The sequence below is a fragment of the Rhodoferax sediminis genome, assembly GCF_006970865.1.
Classification (GTDB): Bacteria; Pseudomonadota; Gammaproteobacteria; order Burkholderiales; family Burkholderiaceae_C; genus Rhodoferax_A; species Rhodoferax_A sediminis.
The window spans coordinates 2312244-2332205 of record NZ_CP035503.1; the positions used below are offsets into that span (position 1 = coordinate 2312244).

At 63.1% G+C, this 19962-nt stretch carries 19 protein-coding genes; 10 read left to right on the forward strand and 9 right to left on the reverse strand.

Features of this window, described 5'->3' with window-relative positions:
• The first annotated feature begins 178 nt into the window (after positions 1-178).
• Positions 179-961 carry a hypothetical protein gene (locus EUB48_RS11175; protein ID WP_142819156.1) on the forward strand — a complete coding sequence of 261 codons (783 nt, stop codon included), beginning with the start codon at positions 179-181 and terminating at the stop codon, positions 959-961.
• Positions 962-1042: 81 nt separating this feature from the next.
• The gene (locus EUB48_RS11180) at positions 1043-1780 is read left to right on the forward strand and encodes a hypothetical protein (protein ID WP_142819158.1); all 738 of its coding nucleotides are present in this window, start codon (positions 1043-1045) and stop codon (positions 1778-1780) included.
• A gap of 317 nt (positions 1781-2097) precedes the next feature.
• On the opposite strand, the gene EUB48_RS11185 is transcribed toward EUB48_RS11180, so the two are convergent.
• Complete coding sequence (locus EUB48_RS11185) at positions 2098-2487, reverse strand: Rieske 2Fe-2S domain-containing protein (protein ID WP_142819160.1); 390 nt, start codon at positions 2485-2487, stop codon at positions 2098-2100.
• A 170-nt stretch (positions 2488-2657) separates the two neighbouring features.
• The gene (locus EUB48_RS11190; RefSeq protein WP_142819162.1) at positions 2658-3587 is read right to left on the reverse strand and encodes a LysR substrate-binding domain-containing protein; all 930 of its coding nucleotides are present in this window, start codon (positions 3585-3587) and stop codon (positions 2658-2660) included.
• A gap of 115 nt (positions 3588-3702) precedes the next feature.
• On the opposite strand from EUB48_RS11190, the gene EUB48_RS11195 reads away from it, so the two are divergent.
• A complete protein-coding gene (locus tag EUB48_RS11195) occupies positions 3703-4791 on the forward strand; it encodes a tartrate dehydrogenase (protein WP_142819164.1) in 1089 nt (362 codons plus the stop codon).
• Between the two features lie 23 nt (positions 4792-4814).
• Positions 4815-6116: an MFS transporter gene (locus tag EUB48_RS11200; protein WP_142819166.1), complete on the forward strand. Its 1302-nt coding sequence runs from the start codon at positions 4815-4817 to the stop codon at positions 6114-6116.
• Positions 6117-6199: 83 nt separating this feature from the next.
• Here the strand turns inward: EUB48_RS11200 and EUB48_RS21855 are convergent, their stop codons facing one another.
• On the reverse strand, positions 6200-6331 hold the full coding sequence (locus EUB48_RS21855) for a transposase (RefSeq protein WP_210411618.1): 132 nt from the start codon (positions 6329-6331) through the stop codon (positions 6200-6202).
• 183 nt (positions 6332-6514) lie between these two features.
• On the opposite strand from EUB48_RS21855, the gene EUB48_RS11210 reads away from it, so the two are divergent.
• From EUB48_RS11210 to EUB48_RS11225, 4 genes are all read left to right on the forward strand, one after another.
• Entirely contained in the window at positions 6515-7801 is a 1287-nt protein-coding gene (locus EUB48_RS11210; RefSeq protein ID WP_142819168.1) for a glycerate kinase type-2 family protein, read from the forward strand.
• Positions 7801-9219: a pyruvate kinase gene (gene pyk, locus EUB48_RS11215; RefSeq protein WP_142819170.1), complete on the forward strand. Its 1419-nt coding sequence runs from the start codon at positions 7801-7803 to the stop codon at positions 9217-9219. The genes EUB48_RS11210 and pyk overlap by 1 nt, the downstream gene beginning before the upstream one ends.
• Positions 9220-9226: 7 nt before the next feature.
• Positions 9227-10510 (forward strand): phosphopyruvate hydratase, encoded by a 1284-nt coding sequence (gene eno, locus EUB48_RS11220; RefSeq protein ID WP_142819173.1) that lies wholly within the window; start codon positions 9227-9229, stop codon positions 10508-10510.
• 153 nt (positions 10511-10663) lie between these two features.
• Positions 10664-11650 carry a Bug family tripartite tricarboxylate transporter substrate binding protein gene (locus EUB48_RS11225; protein ID WP_142819175.1) on the forward strand — a complete coding sequence of 329 codons (987 nt, stop codon included), beginning with the start codon at positions 10664-10666 and terminating at the stop codon, positions 11648-11650.
• A gap of 174 nt (positions 11651-11824) precedes the next feature.
• Here the strand turns inward: EUB48_RS11225 and EUB48_RS11230 are convergent, their stop codons facing one another.
• The 3 genes from EUB48_RS11230 to EUB48_RS11240 all read right to left on the reverse strand — a co-directional run bounded on the left by EUB48_RS11230 (position 11825) and on the right by EUB48_RS11240 (position 16084).
• Positions 11825-13060, reverse strand: coding sequence for a multidrug effflux MFS transporter (locus EUB48_RS11230; protein WP_142819177.1), 1236 nt, complete (start codon positions 13058-13060; stop codon positions 11825-11827).
• Positions 13057-13527, reverse strand: coding sequence for a MarR family transcriptional regulator (locus tag EUB48_RS11235; RefSeq protein WP_244618175.1), 471 nt, complete (start codon positions 13525-13527; stop codon positions 13057-13059). Before EUB48_RS11235 ends, EUB48_RS11230 begins: the two co-directional genes overlap by 4 nt.
• Before the next feature lie 193 nt (positions 13528-13720).
• Positions 13721-16084 (reverse strand): YgiQ family radical SAM protein, encoded by a 2364-nt coding sequence (locus EUB48_RS11240; protein WP_142819179.1) that lies wholly within the window; start codon positions 16082-16084, stop codon positions 13721-13723.
• A gap of 94 nt (positions 16085-16178) precedes the next feature.
• On the opposite strand from EUB48_RS11240, the gene trhO reads away from it, so the two are divergent.
• Positions 16179-17027 (forward strand): oxygen-dependent tRNA uridine(34) hydroxylase TrhO, encoded by an 849-nt coding sequence (gene trhO, locus EUB48_RS11245; protein ID WP_142819181.1) that lies wholly within the window; start codon positions 16179-16181, stop codon positions 17025-17027.
• A 7-nt stretch (positions 17028-17034) separates the two neighbouring features.
• On the opposite strand, the gene EUB48_RS11250 is transcribed toward trhO, so the two are convergent.
• Together EUB48_RS11250 and EUB48_RS11255 are read right to left on the reverse strand one after the other, a co-directional pair.
• The gene (locus tag EUB48_RS11250) at positions 17035-17487 is read right to left on the reverse strand and encodes a CHRD domain-containing protein (protein ID WP_142819183.1); all 453 of its coding nucleotides are present in this window, start codon (positions 17485-17487) and stop codon (positions 17035-17037) included.
• Positions 17488-17548: 61 nt separating this feature from the next.
• Complete coding sequence (locus tag EUB48_RS11255; protein WP_244618176.1) at positions 17549-18718, reverse strand: methyltransferase; 1170 nt, start codon at positions 18716-18718, stop codon at positions 17549-17551.
• A gap of 169 nt (positions 18719-18887) precedes the next feature.
• Here EUB48_RS11255 and EUB48_RS21370 point away from each other — a divergent pair, with 169 nt between their 5' ends.
• The gene (locus EUB48_RS21370) at positions 18888-19037 is read left to right on the forward strand and encodes a hypothetical protein (protein WP_168226741.1); all 150 of its coding nucleotides are present in this window, start codon (positions 18888-18890) and stop codon (positions 19035-19037) included.
• A 26-nt stretch (positions 19038-19063) separates the two neighbouring features.
• Here EUB48_RS21370 and EUB48_RS11260 read toward each other — a convergent pair whose 3' ends face one another.
• Entirely contained in the window at positions 19064-19816 is a 753-nt protein-coding gene (locus tag EUB48_RS11260) for a glutathione S-transferase (protein WP_142819188.1), read from the reverse strand.
• Positions 19817-19962 lie beyond the last annotated feature (146 nt).

A 19962-nucleotide genomic window follows, 5' to 3' on the forward strand; every position in this document is an offset into this window, starting at 1 on the left:
CTTGGCCACGTCGCTCGAGCCTTCGCAAAGGGTATTGACATTTATCAAATTCAACCACGCGTTCAAGCGCATATTCGGGTTGAGTCGTTATTGATGTGGCACCCAAATCTAGTTACCCCGGCAAAGCGACGGCTCTTGGGCTTCCCGCCCATTCCCGGGCATCAACCGGAAGCATGAAATGATTGAGAAAAATGCGGCTCCGAAGATAAGGTCCGATGGCCCGGGTTCTTTAGTCATGGAAGTCTCTGCTGGCAAGAAGCAAACTTACAAATTGAACACCCATAGGACGATGTATCTGTACGTCCAGGAGTTGCAGTTGTGCCACGAGATGGGCCTGGCGTGCAATGGTCTGGTGTGCAAGGAAGAAGGGTGCGTGTTCAGCACTGGCAATGGCAAGCCTGGGTCCGCGCCTGACCCATCGTTCTACGTGCGGGGCAAGGCGACTCTTGGGGGCGGGTCAATTTCGGTCATGGGGGCGCCTGGCACCAAATCGCGCGAGTTCAGCATCGGCTTCAATGCGTTCGATGAAGAGGTAAGAAAACAGCGCCAGGCGTTGGCGCTCAAGCAAGGTACGACGGCACGTTATACCCACGTCACCTTAGGCTACATCCATCGCCAACCGGAAATTGATAACAACGACTGGTTCGTTGAGTGCGAACTTGCCGCTGACACGCTGCGGGCCATCTCCAGCGCTGTGTCTTCCGGCACACTGCGCGCCATGACGTTAGGGCTGGCAATGCGCGGGGTCTATTCGGATGACTGGAGCCGACCATCCGCGCTGACTGACTGGTTTCTGAAACCGAATCCCAAAGACAGTGGCACCGACGCGCCGCAAATGGCCCACGGCGATATTACGCGTCTCAGCTTCGACTTGGCCTCGATTGACCTGCACCGTCCGTCCGAGGAAGACCCTGAGCAGAATGAATTTCAGGACACGAGCCTTACTATGATGACTGCATAACCGGGCCATCGGACGACTGCTCGATAAGTGCTTACGGGCAAAGTCATTGAACGACGAGTCAGCGTCGAACGGAGGACGAGAATGAGCGGGAACACAATTCCAGTCAAGGTGAAGGCCGAAGACGGGGACAAACTAGTTGTTGAAACGCGCGACGGCGGGGAACAGACTTACTGCCTGAATCCAAGGCGTACGATGTATCTGCACGCCCGGCAACTTCAGACGTCCAGCGAAGCTAACCTGTTGCGCTTTGACGGTGACTGCCTCGGGTTGACACCCGAGTCGCCATTGTTCGTGCGAGGCATCGCCACACTTGAAGACAGGTCGATTGCAGTCATTGGCGACCCCGACAACGCGGCTTGCACGCTGGCTATCGGCTTTCACGCGCTTGACGACGGGATATGGCTCAAGCATAAAGAACTGGCGCAAATGCTGGGTAAGGCGCCGCACTACACGCACGCCAGTGTAGGGCTCGCGCGTCACAGTGGCGGCATCGACGATGACTGGCTCGTCGAGTGCCAGGTCCCCCCTGCCACGCTGCGCGCCATGGCCAAAGCCGTGTCCTGCGGCGCGATGCCTGCGATGCGTGTAGGGCTGGCGTTGCGGGGAATTTATTCAAGCGGAGCCCGCGCGTCACAGTCTGTCAAGACCGACTGGTACTTGAGACCAAACCGCCGCGATAACAGCGTGGACGCACCGGAAATAGCCCACGGCGACATCACCCTGCTCAGCTTCGAGGAAGCGCTGGCGCATTCGTCGCCCGAGGCCATCCCTCAGCTCTATGCATTTGACGACGCGATTCCTGCGCCAATGGCGGCATAACCGAACCGTCACACTACGACGCTCTTCCACTGCTCCCGGGAACGTGGAATGAAGCCATTGACGTTGAACATAAGACGGCGTCCCCTTACCGGGTTCGTGAGGGCGAAGCGATGTTTCGCTTCAACCATCTTCATTGCCTTGGTTACATTGATGCAGCCGATGTCGGTTGGCGCAGGGCAAGGTAGCACCAGTTTTCAGGTTTCCTTGAGGATTGTGGCGCGTCCGCCGGCTCCAAAAGTGAGCCAGCAGGTTATCTCCGCGGCGTCGCCCGGTTACCCACCGCACCCGATGCTCAAGGACCGAGTTATGTCCGAGGATCAATCTGGAGATAAATTCATCGTCCTCAAGACTGAGTTCTGAGGGCACACAAAGGCACGCTGGCTCGTCACGCCGGGTGGCTGCAGCCGTGTGCCGCGGTGCCGGCAGGCATTGACGAAACCATTGATCTGCCCGCCCTCCCCGCGCACCAGAAGCAGCGGCAGGCCCGCCACGTCGAGGGCCAGTGAATCGCCAGGCTGGGCCAGCGATGCCGACGGGCACAGCGCCAGCGGGTGCTGGCGAAAGATGCGTTCCACCTCGCGCGCATACCGCGCTGGATCGAGGTAGCGACCAATAGGACTCACGGCCGGCTCGCCGCGCTCGCTGCCATGGGTATCGATCAGCGACAGCGCGCGCCGGATCAGGGTGATTTGCTCGTCTTGCTGCATCGGGTCTGCGTGGTGTCGCTCTTGTCGCTCCCACTATAAGCGGGGCAGGCCGCAGCAGATGCAGCAACCCGATCGCTCCTGTTTTAATAGCTGCTCGTGAAGAGCCCGTATAGGCTACAGCCTCTTTTCTATCTACAAAGCGCATCGCGCCTAATGAGTCACTGTCATGGTCACGATTTGCCAGATGCCGCCTGCTGCGCAAAAGACAACGCAACAAGGTCGACAAATGTCCGGACCCGTGCGGCAAGCTGGTGACGCTGCGGATAGACCGCGTAGATGTCCGCATCGGGCGTGTAGTACTGAGGCAGCACCTGCACAAGGCGCCCATTGCGCAAGTAGCGCTCGACATCCCATTCGGCGCGCATCAGGATGCCGTGGCCGTCGAGCGCCCAGTTGACGGCGATCTCGCCATCGTTGGTCGTCAGGTTTCCTCGGGTCTTGATCGCTTCGGTGGCCACGGTTTTGCCACGACCGCTTGTCAAGCGCCACACACCATACGCCTCCTCGCCCTGCCGGATGCCGATGCAGTTGTGCCGGGTCAGGTCGTTTGGAACTTTGGGTGTTCCATGTTTGGCAAGATAGGCCGGCGAGGCACAGAGCAGCCTGCGGTTCGGTGCGATATGCCTCGCGATCACGCGCGCGTCCGGCGGGGCGCCGAACCGAATGCAGACATCGAACGAGTCGTCCGTCAGAGGGGGTGGATTGACCGACAGCTGCAACTGCACCTCGACCTGAGGGTGCTTGCGGGCGAACCTGGAGATGAGCGGCGCCACGTGACTGCGCCCGAACCCAAGCGTCGCATTCACCCTGAGCAGGCCTTTCGGCACAGCCTTGGCCACACCAATCAACTCTTCCATGTCGTCAATCTCACCCAGGATACGGCGCGCATGCTCCAGGTACAGCTCGCCTTCGGGCGTCAGGCCCATGCGCCGCGTCGTCCTGTTGACCAGCGATACACCGACGCGTGACTCCATCAGCGCCAGATGTTTGCTCACGGCGGGCGTCGTGACGCCAAGCTCTCGCGCTGCAGCACTCAGGCTGCCAGCGCTGGCCAGCGTAGAAAAGAAACCGAGATCTGCCGGTTGAATATCACCCGTCATGTTCACTCCACTATTGAATCCAGGTTAACGATGGATTCACTTTAGCGGCGTGTGTGAGTCCTGTCCAGCGCCTAAAGTATCGATATTCTTCACCCCCCACCCACGGAGACGCCCCATGAAGACATACAAAATCGCCACCATCCCCGGTGACGGGATCGGCAAGGAAGTCGTACCTGCCGGCCAGCAAGTCCTGGAAGCCCTGGCCGCGGGCAACGGCCAGTTCAAATTCGAGTTCGAGAATTTCGACTGGGGCGGCGACTACTTCCGTCAGCACGGCGTCATGATGCCGGAGGATGGCCTGGACGCGCTTCGCGACAAGGACGCCATTCTCTTCGGCTCGGCCGGCGACCCGCACATCCCCGACCACATCACGCTGTGGGGCCTGCGCCTGAAGATCTGCCAGGGCTTCGACCAGTACGCCAACGTTCGCCCCACCCGCATCCTGCCAGGCATCGACGGCCCGCTCAAACGCTGCAAGACCGAAGACCTGGACTGGGTCATCGTGCGCGAAAACTCCGAAGGCGAGTATTCGGGCGTAGGCGGTCGCGTCCACCAGGGCCATCCGATCGAGGCCGCCACCGACGTTTCGATGATGACCCGCGTGGGTGTCGAGCGCATCATGCGCTTCGCCTTCAAGCTGGCGCAGTCGCGACCGCGCAAGCTGCTGACCGTCATCACCAAGAGCAACGCCCAGCGCCACGCGATGGTGATGTGGGACGAAATCGCGCTGCAGGTATCCAGGGAATTTTCGGACGTTACGTGGGACAAGGAACTCGTCGATGCTTCGACGGCACGCATGATCAACCGCCCGGCCTCGCTCGATACCATTGTTGCGACCAACCTGCATGCCGATATCCTGAGCGATCTGGCCGCGGCCCTTGCGGGCAGTCTGGGCATCGCGCCGACCGGCAACATCGACCCCGAACACCGCTACCCGTCGATGTTCGAACCGATCCATGGTTCGGCCTTCGACATCATGGGCAAAGGCCTGGCCAATCCGGTCGGCACCTTCTGGTCGGTCGTGATGCTGCTTGACCACTTGGGCGAGACCGAGGCTGCCAGGCGCGTGATGCGCGCCATCGAGCAGGTCACCGCCAACCCGGCGTTGCACACCCGCGACCTGGGCGGGAATGCCACCACGGCAGACGTCACGCAGGCCGTATGCGGCCAGCTGTTTGCCAGCTCGCGGCGCAAAGCTGCCTGACCGACAAAACAGGAGACATCCCCATGGAACCGAATATCGAAAAAAGGACGATGCGCAAGATATCGTGGCGCATCACGCCGTTCATCATGCTGCTGTATTTCGTTGCCTACATTGACCGCGTCAATATAGGTATGGCAGGGCTGACCATGAGGGGTGACTTGGGCCTCACCGCTTCAATGTTCGGATTCGGGGCGGGCATTTTCTTCTGGGGCTACTTTTTCTTTGAGGTTCCATCAAATATTGCCCTGCACAAATTCGGCGCGCGCGTTTGGATTGCCCGTGTCATGGTGACCTGGGGACTCGTTTCCGGAGGCATGGCATTCGTCGAGGGGCCAACAAGCTTTTATGTCATGCGCTTTTTGTTGGGCGCTGCGGAGGCAGGCTTCTTTCCGGGCATCATCTTGTACATCAGTTACTGGTTCCCGGCCCGTCATCGCGCTGGCGTCACCTCGTTTTTCATGGCCGCTGCCCCTCTTTCAACGGCCATAGGCTCGCCCATCACGGCTGGCCTGCTCAAGATGCACGGTGTCATGGGGTTGAACGGCTGGCAATGGATTTTCATCATCGAGGCGATCCCAGCTTTGATTCTCGCGGTGGTGGTCCTTTTCTACATGACCGACAAGCCTGAAAAGGCACGCTGGTTGAAGGACGACGAACGTACCTGGATTGTTGATGCCATGAAAGCCGAATCTGCCAGCAAAGCAGGGACGGCAAAGCACAGCATCGTGGCTGGCCTGACGAATCCCAGGGTGCTCGTGCTGGCGTTTGTCTACTTCGGCACGTCGGCTGGTTTGTACACCATGGGCATATGGGCGCCACAGATCATCAAGCAACTCGGCGTATCGAACATGGCCGTAGGCTGGCTGAATGCGATCCCACCACTTGTTTCCGTTGTCGCCATGGTTTTATGGTCACGCCACTCCGACCGCACCGGTGAGCGAACCTGGCACGTCGTTTTGGCCTGTCTAGCAGCCGTTATCGGACTGGTGGTCGCTGCTTCCGCCAACAGCATTATTGGCTTGATCGCCGCACTGACCCTCGTCAATATCGGCATTAGCTGCGCCAAACCAGCGCTATGGAGCATGCCGACGATGTTCCTATCCGGGGCTGCGGCCGCCACTGGCATCGCCACCATCAACTCGATTGGCAATCTCGGTGGATTTGCCGGCCCAGCAATGATTGGCTGGATCAAAAAAACGACTGGCAGTTATGCGGGTGGTCTTTACTTTGTGGCTGCCCTGCTTGTTCTTTCTGCCGTCTTGACCTTGCTGCTGGCGCGGTCCCAGAAACCGCAATTGTCAGCTGGCGAAGCGCTGGCGGACTGAATGATTGATTCAGAAGTAATCATGCGCGACGGATCGAAGTACTTCCACTTCACATGCTTGGCTGGTTCGTTGTAGTGACGGATTTAGTGCATGAGCTTTCGCTTGAGATTGGACACCCGGGTGAAGACGCCACGTGCGATGCCATCGCGTTTGATCTTGCCGAACCACAGCTCGACCTCGTTAAGCCAGGACGAATAGGTTGGGGTGAGGGGCAAACGAACTGGGGTGCTACGTCAGGAACGCCTAGACGCGTTGGGCTTTGTGCGCCGAGAGGTTGTCCGCGATGACGTGAATCTCTTTGCCGGCGGCTTGCCGGGTCACGAGGTCGGTCAGGGAAGCGACATCCTCGGCCGAGGTTTTACGGGCAGCGACCTGCCCCGTAGGTTCAAGGGACCATTATGAACTTTGCAGATCCGCGCGCCCTGTTGCGCACCATGTTCGACGCCGCGATTGCCGCCGCACAGCCCGCGCTGTGCGTCCCTCGCCACCTTCCGGCTGCACCGAAGGGACGACTGGTGGTGATCGGTGCCGGCAAAGCCTCGGCAGCGATGGCTCGCGCCGTCGAAGATAACTGGTGCGGGCCCCTTTCAGGCCTGGTGGTGACTCGCTACGGCTATGCGGTGCCTTGCAAGCGCATCGAGATCGTCGAGGCAGCCCACCCGGTGCCGGACGCCGCAGGCGAGACAGCCGCCCGGCGGATACTGGACCTGGTCCGGGGACTGACGCAGGACGACCTTGTGCTGTGCCTGATTTCCGGTGGTGGCTCATCGCTGCTGCCGCTGGCGCTGCCCGGACTCACGCTGGGTGACAAACAGGCGCTCAGCCGCGCCCTGCTTGCGAGCGGCGCCAGCATCAGCGAAATGAACTGCGTGCGGCGGCACCTGTCGGCCATCAAGGGCGGGCGGCTTGCCGCGGCATGCCACCCGGCCCGGGTCGTGAACCTGCTGCTGTCCGACGTTCCGGGCGATGATCCCATTGACATCGCCTCCGGGCCGACCGTCCCTGACCCGAGCACCTGTGCCGACGCGCTCAATATCCTGCGTCGCCATGGCCTTGATATACCGCCGCGGGCGCTTGCACTGCTCGAAAGCGGCGAAGGCGAGACGCTGAAGCCGGGCGATGCTCGCCTGCCCCGCATCGAAAACCGCTTCATCGCGACACCGCAAATGGCGCTCGAAGCAGCGGCCGCGGTGGCACGAGGTGCCGGGCTGCAGCCCTACATCCTGGGCGATGCCATCGAAGGTGAAGCGCGCGATTTCGCCAAGGCGATGGCCGGAATTGCGCTGCAGGTGGCGCGCCGGGGGCAGCCTGTGCCTGCACCGTGCGTGCTGCTGTCTGGCGGCGAGACTACGGTGACCGTGCGCGGCCAGGGCCGCGGCGGCCGCAACGTCGAGTTCCTGTTATCTCTCGGCATTGCACTGAATGGCGAGCCTGGCATTCATGCGCTGGCCGGTGACACGGATGGTGTCGACGGCCAGGATGAGATCGCCGGCGCGCTGCTGGCGCCGGACACACTGGCCCGCGCATGGGCGCAGGGCCTGAGGCCACGCGAGCGCCTCGACGACAACGACGGACACGGCTTCTTCGAGGCGCTCGGCGACTCGGTGGTAACCGGGCCGACGCTGACCAATGTGAACGACTTCAGAGCCATCGTGATCGATGACCACCCCACCGGAGACAAATGATGCAACGCCCCTGTAACGCCAAGATCGTCGCCACGCTCGGTCCTACGAGCGCGGATCGCGCCACCATCGAAGCGCTGGTTCGCGCCGGTGCCAACGTGTTCCGCCTGAATTTCAGCCACGGCACGCATACTGATCACAAGCAGCGGCTCGACCTGATCCGTTCGATCGAGGCCGACATCGGCCGCCCGATCGGCGTATTGCTCGATCTGCAGGGACCGAAACTGCGAGTCGGCACCTTCGCTAACGGCCCCGTGAAACTGGTCGAAGGCGCCGCGTTCCGTCTCGACCTCGATCGCGACAGGCCGGGTGACGCGTTGCGCGCACCGCTGCCGCATCCGGAAATTTTTGCCGCGCTCAAGCCAGGCACAGAACTGCTGCTCGACGATGGGCGGCTTCGCCTCAAGGTGGAGAAGTCAGGCAAGGACTTCGCCGAGACGACCGTCATCAACGGCGGCATGCTTTCCGACCGCAAGGGCGTCAACGTCCCCGGTGTCGTGCTGCCGCTGTCCGCGATGACAGCGAAGGACCGCGCCGATCTGGACTTCGGGCTGACACTGGGCATCGACTGGATCGCGCTGTCGTTCGTACAGCGCGCCACCGACATCGTCGAGGCCCAGGCGATCATCCGGGGACGCGCCGGCATCGTCGCCAAGCTTGAGAAGCCGGCGGCCATCGAGTGCCTCGACGAAATCCTGGCCGTCACCGATGCGGTAATGGTGGCGCGTGGCGACCTTGGTGTCGAAATGCCGGCCGAGCAGGTGCCGGCGATCCAGAAGCGCATCGTTCGTGAATGTCGCAAGCTCGGCAAGCCGGTAATCGTCGCCACGCAGATGCTGGAGTCAATGGTCAGCGCGCCGGTGCCAACTCGCGCCGAAGCCTCGGACGTGGCCACCGCGATCTACGACGGGGCCGATGCGGTAATGCTGTCGGCCGAGTCGGCCTCGGGGAAGTTCCCGGTCGAGGCGGTGGCGATGATGGACCGCATCATCGCCCAGACCGAGGCCGATCCGCACTACCGCGCTGCGATTGACGCTTCGCACACGCAGCCCCTCGCCAACACGCCCGACGCCATCGGCTGGGCCGCTCGTTCGGTTGCCGGGCTGCTCGACGTGGCGGCGATGGTAGCCTACACCAGCTCGGGTTCATCGGCCCTGCGCATGGCGCGCGAGCGGCCCCGCGCTCCCATCATCGGAATGACTCCCAAGCGGGAGACCGCACGCCGCCTCGCGCTGGTGTGGGGTGTCAATCCGGTCGTGTGCAACGACGTGACCGGCGTCGACGACATGACCGAACGCGCCGTCGAGACTGCCAAGAAGCTGCAGTTTGCAGAGCGAGGCCAGACCATCGTCATTGCCGCCGGCATGCCTTTCGGCACGCCTGGCTCCACCAATCTGTTGCGCATCGCGCAGATCGACTGAGATCCTCATGGCAACGATTCAACAAGTGCGCGGCTTCGAGATTCTCGATTCGCGGGGCAACCCTACCGTCGCGGCCGAAGTCGTGTTGTCGGACGGCGCTCGCGGCTTTGCGGCGGCTCCGTCCGGTGCCTCAACCGGCTCCCGCGAGGCACTCGAATTGCGCGACGCAGACCAGCTCCGTTACTTCGGAAAGGGCGTAACCAAGGCAGTGGGACACGTCAATAAGGAACTGAGCGCGGCGCTGTTCGGTTGTGACGCGGCGGATCAAGTAGCAGCGGACCGCCTGATGATCGACCTCGACGGCACACCGACCAAGGCGCGCCTGGGTGCGAACGCAATCCTCGCCGTATCGCTGGCGCTCGCGAAGGCGTCTGCAGCCTCGGTCGGGCTGCCGCTGTACCGATACCTGGGAGGCGATCGCAGCGCTCGATTGCCGATGCCCATGATGAACATCATCAACGGCGGCGCCCATGCCGACAACAACGTCGACATGCAGGAGTTCATGATCGTGCCGGTGGGCGCGCCTCGGTTCTCGGAAGCGATGCGTTGGGGCGTCGAGGTCTTCCACTCGCTGAAGGGCCTGCTCAAGAAGCGGGGCCTGTCGACTGCGGTGGGTGACGAGGGCGGCTTCGCACCCGATCTCCCGTCCAACGAGGCTGCGATCGAGGTCATCCTCGCAGCGATCGAGCAGGCCGGATTCAGCGCGGGTCAGGACATCGCCCTGGGCCTGGACGTGGCGAGTTCCGAGTTCTGCAAGAACGGCGTCTACGAACTCGCTTCCGAAGCCAAGCGCTTCGACTCGGCGCAGTTCGTCGACTACCTGGCACGATGGGTCAACGCCTATCCGATCGTGACGATCGAGGACGGGATGGCCGAAGGAGACTGGGATGGTTGGGAACTCATCACTGCCAAGCTGGGCAAGCAGGTGCAACTTGTGGGCGACGATCTCTTCGTAACCAACACCGAGATTCTCCAACAGGGCATCGCGCGCAGCGCGGCCAACGCCATCCTGATCAAACCGAACCAGATCGGAACGCTGACCGAGACGTTGGCGGCGATCACCATGGCGGACCTGGCAGGATTTGCATCCGTGATCTCGCATCGCTCGGGCGAGACCGAAGACACAACGATCGCCGACCTCAGTGTTTGCACAGCAGCGACCCAGATCAAGACCGGCTCGCTGTGTCGTTCGGACCGGATGGCCAAGTACAACCGGCTGCTGCTCATCGAAGCAGAGCTCGGGCAGTCGGCCCAGTTCGCCGGGCGCGCGACGGTTCATTCTTTGCGATAGGTGAGCGTGCGTATTGGCCTTCACGCGTCGGATCGTGCGCGAAATTGTTGAAATGAAGTTAATACCGGATTCACTTTGAGGATGATTCGGATGCATGCCCGACTCGTACAGTTCGGGCACTCTGCGCTCAATGAGCGCAACCTGGAGACAAACATGAAAAACATTCACACCATCACCCGTCGCCGCCTGGCACAGACGATCGCGCTGGCCGTTGCAATATCAGGCGGCAGTGCCATGGCACAAGCCTGGCCAAGCAAGCCGATCCGCCTGATCGTGCCATTCCCCCCAGGAGGCACCACCGACGTGCTGGCCCGCACGCTCGGCGATAAGCTGTCGCAGAGTCTCGGCCAGGCTGTGATCGTGGAGAGCAGGCCCGGCGCCGGCGCCACGCTGGGTGCGGACTATGTGGCCAAGTCCAGGCCGGACGGATACACCTTGCTTATCGGCGCCATTCACCACACGATCGCCACCAGCGTCTACAAGAACCTGCCCTACGACTTTCAGAAGGACTTCGCGCCGATCACCACCATCGCGCTGGTGCCAAATGTGTTGGTCGTGAATGCCAGTACGCCGGCCAGGAGCGTCGCCGAGTTGGTCGCGCTGGCCAAGGCGCAACCGGGCAAGTTGACCTACGGCTCCAATGGGAACGGCACGGCGCAGCATCTCATTGGCACGGAGTTCCAGAATCTCACCGGCACCACGCTGGTCCACGTCCCGTACAAGGGCAGCGGCCCGATGGACGTCGATCTGCTGGGCGGCCAGATTACGATGTCGTTCGACACCGTGACGCCCGTCCTTCCGTTCATCAAGAGCGGCAAGATGCGGGCCCTCGCGGTCACTACGGGCAAACGCTCGTCCGCGCTGCCGAACGTGCCGACGCTGGACGAAGCCGGACTCAAAGGCTTCGACATCGGAACATGGTTCGGAGTGCTCGCCCCAGCGGCCACGCCCAAGGACATCGTGGCCCGGCTCAATGTCGAGATGGTCAAGGTCATCCGATCGCCGGAGTTCCGCAGGCGCATGGGCGAACTCGGTGCTGAGCCGATCGGCAACAGCGCCGACCAGATGGCACTGCAGATCAAAGCCGACACTGAGAAGTTCGCCAAGCTCGTCAAGGATGCGCAGGTGACCATCCAGTAGCAGGATGTATCCCCTAATTTTTGAGCAACAGCCCCATCACTCCTGTTTTAATAGCTGTTTGCGAAGAACAGGTAAGGGCTACAGCCCGTTTTCTATCTAGAACCTGGATCACCCTCTTGAGGGATCGCTCAAAACGTCACGAGCCCCGCCCTCACCGGATCACGCGCTGCACACTCACGAAACTTCATCAGGTATGAGGCCGCCGTGCCCCAGTGAACCGGCCACAGCACGCTCCCAGCGCAAGCCGACCCAGAAACCGGCTTGCCCCAGAGCCGCCGCCACGCTCAAGACGACGGCAGACGCCAACGCGGCACTGTGGCCGATCCCCACCAGCGAGGTACAAAGCGCGCCCACCGCCATCTGCGTGAATCCGTACAGGCCCGCGGCCGAGCCAACCAGCCTTGCGTCGACGCTCAAGGCTTTCGTCAGGGCGGCCGGGCTCGTCGCCCCCGCGCCGACCGCAAACAAAAACATGAGCCCCACCGCGCTGGCGACCGTCAGTTCCCCCAGCAGGACAACCCCCAGCAGGGACACGGCACTCAGGACACTCACGGCGTTGGCGCCGATCAACAGGCGCTCCAGGGCTACCCTGCGAACGAGAAAACGTGTGATGGCATTGCCCAGCGCCATACCCAGCATCAGCAGGGCGAGGTAGAGCCCGACTTCATGCACGGGGCGATGCAGCTCCGAGGCCACGATAAACGGCGCCGCGGTGATGAAGGCAAAGATGGACGTCGTCGAGCAACCGCCGCCCACGGCAAAGCCCGCGAAGGATGGCGAGCGCAGCAGCAGCCGGTAGTCGCGCAGCAGCGATGCAGCCCTGACGCCTCCCGTCGGGCGTGCGGTCTCCGGCAGAAGACGCCAGGTGAACACGAAGGTGATGGCACCGAGCAAGGCCAGCACCACGAAGATGGAACGCCAGCCAAAGCCCACCGCCAATGCCGACCCCAGCAAGGGCGCCAGGCCGGGCCCGATCATCATGACGAGGTTGAGCAGGGCCAGGTCCCTGACGGCCTCGCCGGCCGGCGCCGTATCACGCACGATGGCGCGCCCCAGCACCAGGCCGGCACAACCGCCCAACGCCTGGAACAGCCGGGCCGCGACCAGCGTGTGCACGCTGGTCGCCATCGCTGCCGCAAACCCCGCCACCACGTAGAGGGCCAGCCCCACGATCAGCAGCGGCCGGCGCCCAAAGCTGTCGGACAGCGGGCCATAGACCAGTTGTCCGCCGGCGAGCCCCAGGATGTACACGCTGATGGTCATCTGCATCGCGGCAATGCTGGCGCCAAAATCGTGCGCGACGGTCGGCAATGCCGGAACGAACATGTGCATCGCCAGGGTGCCGCTGATGGTGATCAGGACCAGCAGCCACAGCGGGGCTCTTTGGCCGACGGTGTCCGGCGGCTTCACGCGGGGGTTTCCTCCTGCGCCAGCGCAAGTGCCTCGGCGACTTGTTCGAGCACACCAAACGCCTTCTCCAGATCGTGTGCCGGCACACCGGCAAGAATGTCCTCCCGGCTTTCGCCCACCAGTTCCTCGACGCGTTTGATCGTGCTCAGGCCGAGAGCGGTCAGGTGGATTGTCTTGGCGCGCCGGTCCGTGCCCTCGCAGCGCTCGACCATGCCGGCGGACTCCAGCCCGTCCAGCAGGCGCACCACCGAGGAGCTGTCCAGCGCCAGGGACGCGGCCAGGTCTTTCTGGCGCATCGCTTGCGCAGCACGCGCCAGATGCAGCAGCGGCAGCCAGGTCGCCTGTGTCAACCCAAGAGGCTGGAGCCGGCGATCGATGACGCGCCGCCATTGCCGATTGATATGCGCCATCAGGGACATGAAGCCCCTGTGGACGTCGTCGATACGTGCCGGGTCTGGAGCATTCATATACATGGCATACCAATAGATGATTTGCCAATTATATGCATTGCCATCGATAACGCTTACCGGAGACAGCGATCGCAAGGGCAAGCGGCCCCGAGTTGGCGCGCGATGGCTCAAGCGATTCCCACAAAACCCTGCCGAACGACAGCATTATTTGCTATCTACTAAATAGCAAACTGCCAATACCCATCAAGGGCTAGCGCGGCTTTTTGTTCAAATTTCCGGCGGACTTCGCCGCGCCCATGGCGCGTGGCGGCAGGCCGGTGTGCTGCGTCAGCAGCTTGCCGCGGCCGGGCTGGACCCGGCCCAGCGCCACCTTGTCAGTGGCCACCGTGGAGTTCTTGCGCCTCGCGCTGGTGTAGCCGCCGTCGCTCAAAGGCTGAAAGGTCGGGATCAGGTGCTGCTTGCCGTTGCCGATCAAATCGGCGCGGCCCAGGGCTTTGAGCGCTTCCCGCAGCAGCGGCCAGTTGTTCGGGTCGTGGTAGCGCAAGAACGCCTTGTGCAGGCGCCGGCGCCGCTCGCCGCGCACGATGTCCACCGTCTCGCTGGCCTCAAGACTGCGCGTGACCTTGCGCAGCGGATTCTTGCTGGTGTGGTACATCGCCGTGGCCGTGGCCATCGGAGACGGATAGAAGGTCTGCACCTGGTCGGCGCGAAAGCCGTTTTTCTTCAGCCACACGGCCAGGTTCATCATGTCTTCGTCGCTGGTGCCGGGGTGCGCCGCGATGAAGTAGGGAATCAGGTACTGCTTTTTGCCGGCCTCGAGGCTGTATTTCTCGAACAGCGTCTTGAACTTGTCGTAGTTGCCGATGCCGGGCTTCATCATCTTCGACAAGGGCCCCTGCTCGGTGTGCTCGGGCGCGATCTTGAGGTAGCCGCCCACGTGGTGCGTCACCAGCTCCTTCACGTACTCGGGCGACTTGATCGCCAGGTCATAACGCAGCCCGGAGCTGATCAAAATCTTCTTGACGCCCTTGAGTGCGCGCGCGCGCCGGTACATCTTGATCAGCGGCGCATGGTCGGTGTTGAGGTTCTGGCACACGTCGGGGTACACGCACGACGGCTTGCGGCAGGCGGCCTCAATCTCGGGCGACTTGCAGCCGATGCGGTACATGTTGGCGGTCGGCCCGCCCAGGTCGGAAATGGTGCCGGTAAAGCCCGCCACCTTGTCGCGGATGTCTTCGATCTCGCGGATCACCGAGTCTTCCGAGCGGCTCTGGATCACGCGGCCCTCGTGCTCGGTGATGGAGCAGAAGGTGCAGCCGCCAAAGCAGCCGCGCATGATGTTGACGGAAAAGCGGATCATCTCCCATGCCGGGATCTTGGTCGCGCCGTCATGGCTGCCGCGCTCGTCCGCGTAGGCCGGGTGTGGCGAGCGCGCGTACGGCAGGTCGAACACGAAGTCCATTTCCGCCGTGGTCAAGGGAATCGGCGGCGGCGTGAGCCACACCTCGCGCGCCGTCGCACCCTCGCCATGCGCCTGCACCAGTGCGCGCGCGTTGCCAGGGTTGGTTTCCAGATGCAGCACGCGGTTGGCATGGGCGTACAGCACCGGATCGCTCTTGACCTGTTCGTACGACGGCAGGCGAATGACGGTGTGGTCGCGTGGCGGCACCTTGAGCTTGCCGGTAGTCGTGGCCGTGGAGCCGGCTTTGGGCGCCAGGCTGGGGAAGAAGGTGATCGGCTGGATGGCGGGGTTGGCCTGCGCCGTCGCGCCCGGCTTCTCGCCGTCTTCCTTCGCACAGGTGGCGCCCTGCCCGGCCGCCTGCTCCGAGGTGTTCTGGTACGGGTTGATGTGCGACTCGACGCGGCCCGGCGTGTCCACCGAGGTCGAATCGATCTCGAACCAGCCGGGCGGCGTGCCGCGGCGGATGAACGAGGTGCCGCGCACGTCGGTGATGTCCGCCACCGGCTCCCTGGCGGCGAGCCGGTGCGCGATCTCGACAATCGCGCGCTCGGCGTTGCCGTACAGCAGCAGATCGCACTTGGCATCCACCAGGATCGAGCGGCGCACCTTGTCGGACCAGTAGTCGTAATGCGCGATGCGGCGCAGCGAGCCTTCGATGCCGCCGAGCACGATGGGCACGTCCCTGTAGGCTTCGCGGCAGCGCTGGCTGTACACGATCGCGGCGCGGTCGGGCCGCTTGCCGCCCACGTCGCCGGGGGTGTAGGCGTCGTCGCTGCGAATCTTGCGATCGGCCGTGTAGCGGTTGATCATCGAGTCCATGTTGCCGGCGGTCACGCCGAAGAACAGGTTCGGCTTGCCCAGTACCTTGAACGGGTCGGCGCTTTGCCAGTCGGGCTGGGCGATGATGCCGACGCGAAAACCCTGCGCCTCGAGCATGCGGCCGATCACCGCCATGCCGAAGCTCGGATGATCCACGTACGCGTCGCCGGTGACGATGATGATGTCGCAGCTGTCCCAGCCCAGCACCTCCATCTCGGCGCGGCTCATGGGCAGGAATTTGGCCGTGCCAAAGCGGGCCGCCCAGTACTTGCGGTAGCTGGTGAGCGGCTTGGCGGCGCGCGCGAAAAAGGAGACGTCGATCGGGGCGTTCATAGGTTTTCGGATAACCGGCCAGTGTAAGGGTTCCCTCTGGTCTGCGCACCCTAAATTGCCTCCGTAACGGTAATCAGCTGATAAAGTCAAGGCCATGGACCCTGATCTGCCTCCCCACGCCGCCATCCCCGCCGCTTTGGACACCTGTCACGACGCTTTTTACAAGTTCGTGACCATTGAGGACCCGGACGCCCTGGTCACCCATTTGCGGGGTATCACCCAGAATCTGCTGGGTAGCGTGCTGGTCGCCAGCGAGGGTATCAACGGCATGCTGGCAGGGTCCGAGCAAGCCCTGAACACGTTTCGGGCAACGCTCACACAAGACCCCCGCTTTCAGGGCAAATTCGCCGGCATACACTTCAAGCGCAGCCCGTGCATCACCAAACCCTTCAACAAGCTCAAGATCCACCGCAAAGCCGAAATCGTGCCGCTGGGCATTGAGGGAATCGATGCCACCTGCCGCACCGGCATCAACGTCAGCCCGGCCGACTGGCAAAAACTCATCCACGAAGACGATGTGGTCGTGATCGACAACCGCAACAGTTTTGAACACCGGCTGGGCCGGTTCAAGAATTCCATCAACCCGCAGGTGGCCAACTTCCGCGACTTTCCCAACTACGTGAAGGACCACATCGAGGACTGGAAGATGGAGGGCAAACGCGTGGCCATGTACTGCACCGGCGGCATCCGCTGCGAGAAGACCAGCGCATGGATGATGGATCTGGGCCTGCCCGTGTACCAGCTCGAGGGCGGCATCCTCAACTACTTCATCGAGATGCCGGACGCGGACAAGGACTGGGAGGGTGAGTGCTTTGTGTTCGACAACCGCATTGCGCTGGACACCCACCTGACTGAAACCGGCACGACACTGGAAGACGTGTACGACGGCGCGCGCGACGGCGAGTGGCGCCTGCGGCGCGCGCGGCTGCTCGGGGCCGGGTGACGCGCGACTATTCGCGCAAAATCATCTGCCCGCGGATTTCACCGCCTGGATGGGCGGCCGAGTGGACATTCGCATACCACTTGCCGGCCAGCAAATCCGCCGCCTGCTCGGGCGTCAGTGTGGCGTGGCCTTCGAACGGACTCGTGACCGGGGGCTGGAACGGCAGCGTGACTTTCGCGTTCGCGCCAACAATGGCGGGTCCATGAAAGTGGGCCATGGTCGCTGGGCCGCTCAGGCCGGTATAAGACACCTTCCACTTCAGCAGCCGGGTATCGGTGTTGAGCTGTGCGTAGACTGTCCCGGTCGCATTCGTCATGACCGGCGGCACCTCGTTGGCGCCCGTCATGGTGGTGCTGAAGGCGGCGAGGTTGGCATTGGGCCGCAGCACGCTGCAACCGGCAACGGCAAACACGACGGCCGCGGCCGCGAAAACCGTGCGAATCGAAGGGCGGTGGTTCATGATCAATGGCTCCTGGTTAAACAAGGGGTGGCGCAATGGTAATAGCCTCCCGGTCTGTTTGCTACTTCGGTGCCAGCCGCCACAGCGACGTCACCTCGGCCGCGCGCGCAGCGTGCAGCGGATCGGTGTCATCCAACGCCTTCGGATGCACGGGGCGCGCATCCAGGCGCCCCAGCACCCTCAGGCCCGCCGCCTCGATCCACGCCGACAATTCATCGCGCGGGCGCAGGCCCAGATGTTCGGCCAGATCGGACAGGATCAGCCAGCCTTCGCCGCCCGGCTCCAGGTGCGCCGCCAGCCCTTCCAGGAAGCCGCGCAGCATGCGGCTCTCGGGGTCGTACACCGCATGTTCAATGGGCGAACTGGGCCGCGCCGGAACCCATGGCGGGTTGCAAACGATCAATGCTGCGCGCCCCGGCGCAAACAGGTCGGCCTGCACCACGTCCACCCGGGTAGCAAGTCCCAGTTGCGCCAGGTTCTCGCGGGCACAGGCCATTGCGCGCGGGTCCTGGTCGGTGGCGACGATGCGCGCCACGCCGCGACGTGCCAGCACCGCCGCGAGCACACCGGTGCCGGTGCCGATGTCGAAAGCAAGACTGTTCTCATCCATCAAAGCCGGCAATGGTGCGCTCGCCACCAGACCCACGTACTCGCCACGCACCGGCGAATACACGCCGTAGTGTGGATAGATGCGCTGGGGCGCCGGGTCGGCCAGCGCCGCAATCTCGACGCCCTTCTTGCGCCACTCGTGCGCGCCGATCAGGCCCAGCAATTCCCGCAACGAAGTCACGTAGGGCTCGGGTGCCGGGCCATACGCCTCGGTGCAGGCGCGGCGCACATCCGGGGCGCGCCGCAAAGGCAGGTTGTGACCCGCGTCGAAGGGCAGCAGCAGCATGCCCAGCGTGCGGGCGCGTTGCGAGCGCGCCAGCCGGTACAGGTTGAAGGCATGCGCGGGCGATACCGGCGCCGGCGGCGATGCGGTTTGTTGGCGATGCTTGCGCGGCTTGCGGTCAACCCGGCGCGCCAGCGCCTGTAACAACTGGCGTGCATTCTGAAAATCGCCGCGCCACAGCATGGCCGTGCCTTCGCAGGCCAGCCGGTAGGCGGCATCGGCGCTCAAAGTATCGTCGGCCAGCACCACGCGCCGGGGCACGGGCGAACCGCTCTCGGAGCGCCAGCGCGCGCAGCAGACGTGGCCCGCCTCGGTCCAGCTGATGACAGGAGGTTCCACGGGATGCTGGGGCGGACTAGAATTCAATAAAACACCTTCACACACAGAGTGTAGGGCGAGTCCGGCCAGCGCAGGACCTGTCAGCGGGCCCGCACACAGAAACTGCGTTTTTCCTGTCCCGCGGGTGAACGCAGCCACACGAAGATCACGGCTAACCAGGAGATCCCTCATGCCAAGATCCAAACCCGATTCAGTCCCGACCCTGCCACCGGACCAGGAACCCGACGACTTGCCGGTGGAGCCCGACGAAGGCCTTGTACCGCCCGAAGGCATAGAGTCCGACGAAGACCACGAACGCGTCATCAACATGCCCGACTGAGTCCACGCACCTTCGATGCAACAGGCTCAGCCGTCCAGCTCCGGATAACGCCGGAAGATACCGTCCTCGTTGAAGGCAATGCGCCGTTCGCTGCCCAGGTAGACGGCAATGCGCGGCCGCTGCGCCACACCATCGTGCAGCGCGGCCACCCGCGGGGCGTTTTTGAGGGCACGCTTCATCGCCTTGGGGAACGCGTACCGCAAACCTTGCACCAGTTGAAACAGCGACAGATCGGCATAGCTCAGGCGCCCGCCCACCAGGTACGGCCCGCCACGCGCACCGCCCACGGGGTTGCTTTCCAGTACTGCTTCGAACCAGTCCAGGAATTTGGGCAACCGCGTCTTGCGAAAGTCTTGCGCGCGCTGCAGCGCCTGAGGTTTCTGGTCTTCGTAATACAGCGAACTGGCGATCGGGTGATGGGTGTCATGCACCTCCGTCACCATATCGGCCATGGTGAGCTGGAGCTGGTGCGTCCACAGGCGAGCGGCCTCGCTCTTGCCGACCAGGCCCAGGCGCGGCCCGAGGTAGAGCAGGATCGCGGCAGTCTGCCCGACGACAAGCCTGCCGTGCTTGAGAAACGGCGGCGCGAATGGTGGGCGCACGAGGCCGGCGTCTTGCCCGCCGTCAGGCAGAAAGCGCAGCAGCGCCGGCATGCCCCGCCCTTCAGCCGCGCTGCCGCGCGCCACATCCACGTAGTCCGCCCCTGCGGCTTCGAGCGCCAGCCGCACGAATTCGCCGCGGCCCTGGATCGTGGGCCAGTAATACAACTCATAAGACATGGCCAAGCCTTTCTGAGCTTCAGATAATGCCCCACTTTCGGGCGTTCCATCAACAACCGTGACGCGTATGATGGTTGAAATCCTGGAGGATGAATCCATGAGCTCTCACCCCCGCAGCTGTTGACGCCCGCAGGGTCGACAGTGCC

Bases quoted from the DNA above. Each gene is read 5' to 3' on its own strand.
- EUB48_RS11175 (WP_142819156.1), top strand. From the start codon at position 179: ATGATTGAGAAAAATGCGGCTCCGAAGATAAGGTCCGATGGCCCGGGT.
- EUB48_RS11180 (WP_142819158.1), top strand. From the start codon at position 1,043: ATGAGCGGGAACACAATTCCAGTCAAGGTGAAGGCCGAAGACGGGGAC.
- EUB48_RS11185 (WP_142819160.1), bottom strand. From the start codon at position 2,487: ATGCAGCAAGACGAGCAAATCACCCTGATCCGGCGCGCGCTGTCGCTG.
- EUB48_RS11190 (WP_142819162.1), bottom strand. From the start codon at position 3,587: ATGACGGGTGATATTCAACCGGCAGATCTCGGTTTCTTTTCTACGCTG.
- EUB48_RS11195 (WP_142819164.1), top strand. From the start codon at position 3,703: ATGAAGACATACAAAATCGCCACCATCCCCGGTGACGGGATCGGCAAG.
- EUB48_RS11200 (WP_142819166.1), top strand. From the start codon at position 4,815: ATGGAACCGAATATCGAAAAAAGGACGATGCGCAAGATATCGTGGCGC.
- EUB48_RS11210 (WP_142819168.1), top strand. From the start codon at position 6,515: ATGAACTTTGCAGATCCGCGCGCCCTGTTGCGCACCATGTTCGACGCC.
- pyk (WP_142819170.1), top strand. From the start codon at position 7,801: ATGCAACGCCCCTGTAACGCCAAGATCGTCGCCACGCTCGGTCCTACG.
- eno (WP_142819173.1), top strand. From the start codon at position 9,227: ATGGCAACGATTCAACAAGTGCGCGGCTTCGAGATTCTCGATTCGCGG.
- EUB48_RS11225 (WP_142819175.1), top strand. From the start codon at position 10,664: ATGAAAAACATTCACACCATCACCCGTCGCCGCCTGGCACAGACGATC.
- EUB48_RS11235 (WP_244618175.1), bottom strand. From the start codon at position 13,527: ATGAATGCTCCAGACCCGGCACGTATCGACGACGTCCACAGGGGCTTC.
- EUB48_RS11240 (WP_142819179.1), bottom strand. From the start codon at position 16,084: ATGAACGCCCCGATCGACGTCTCCTTTTTCGCGCGCGCCGCCAAGCCG.
- trhO (WP_142819181.1), top strand. From the start codon at position 16,179: ATGGACCCTGATCTGCCTCCCCACGCCGCCATCCCCGCCGCTTTGGAC.
- EUB48_RS11250 (WP_142819183.1), bottom strand. From the start codon at position 17,487: ATGAACCACCGCCCTTCGATTCGCACGGTTTTCGCGGCCGCGGCCGTC.
- EUB48_RS21370 (WP_168226741.1), top strand. From the start codon at position 18,888: ATGCCAAGATCCAAACCCGATTCAGTCCCGACCCTGCCACCGGACCAG.
- EUB48_RS11260 (WP_142819188.1), bottom strand. From the start codon at position 19,816: ATGTCTTATGAGTTGTATTACTGGCCCACGATCCAGGGCCGCGGCGAA.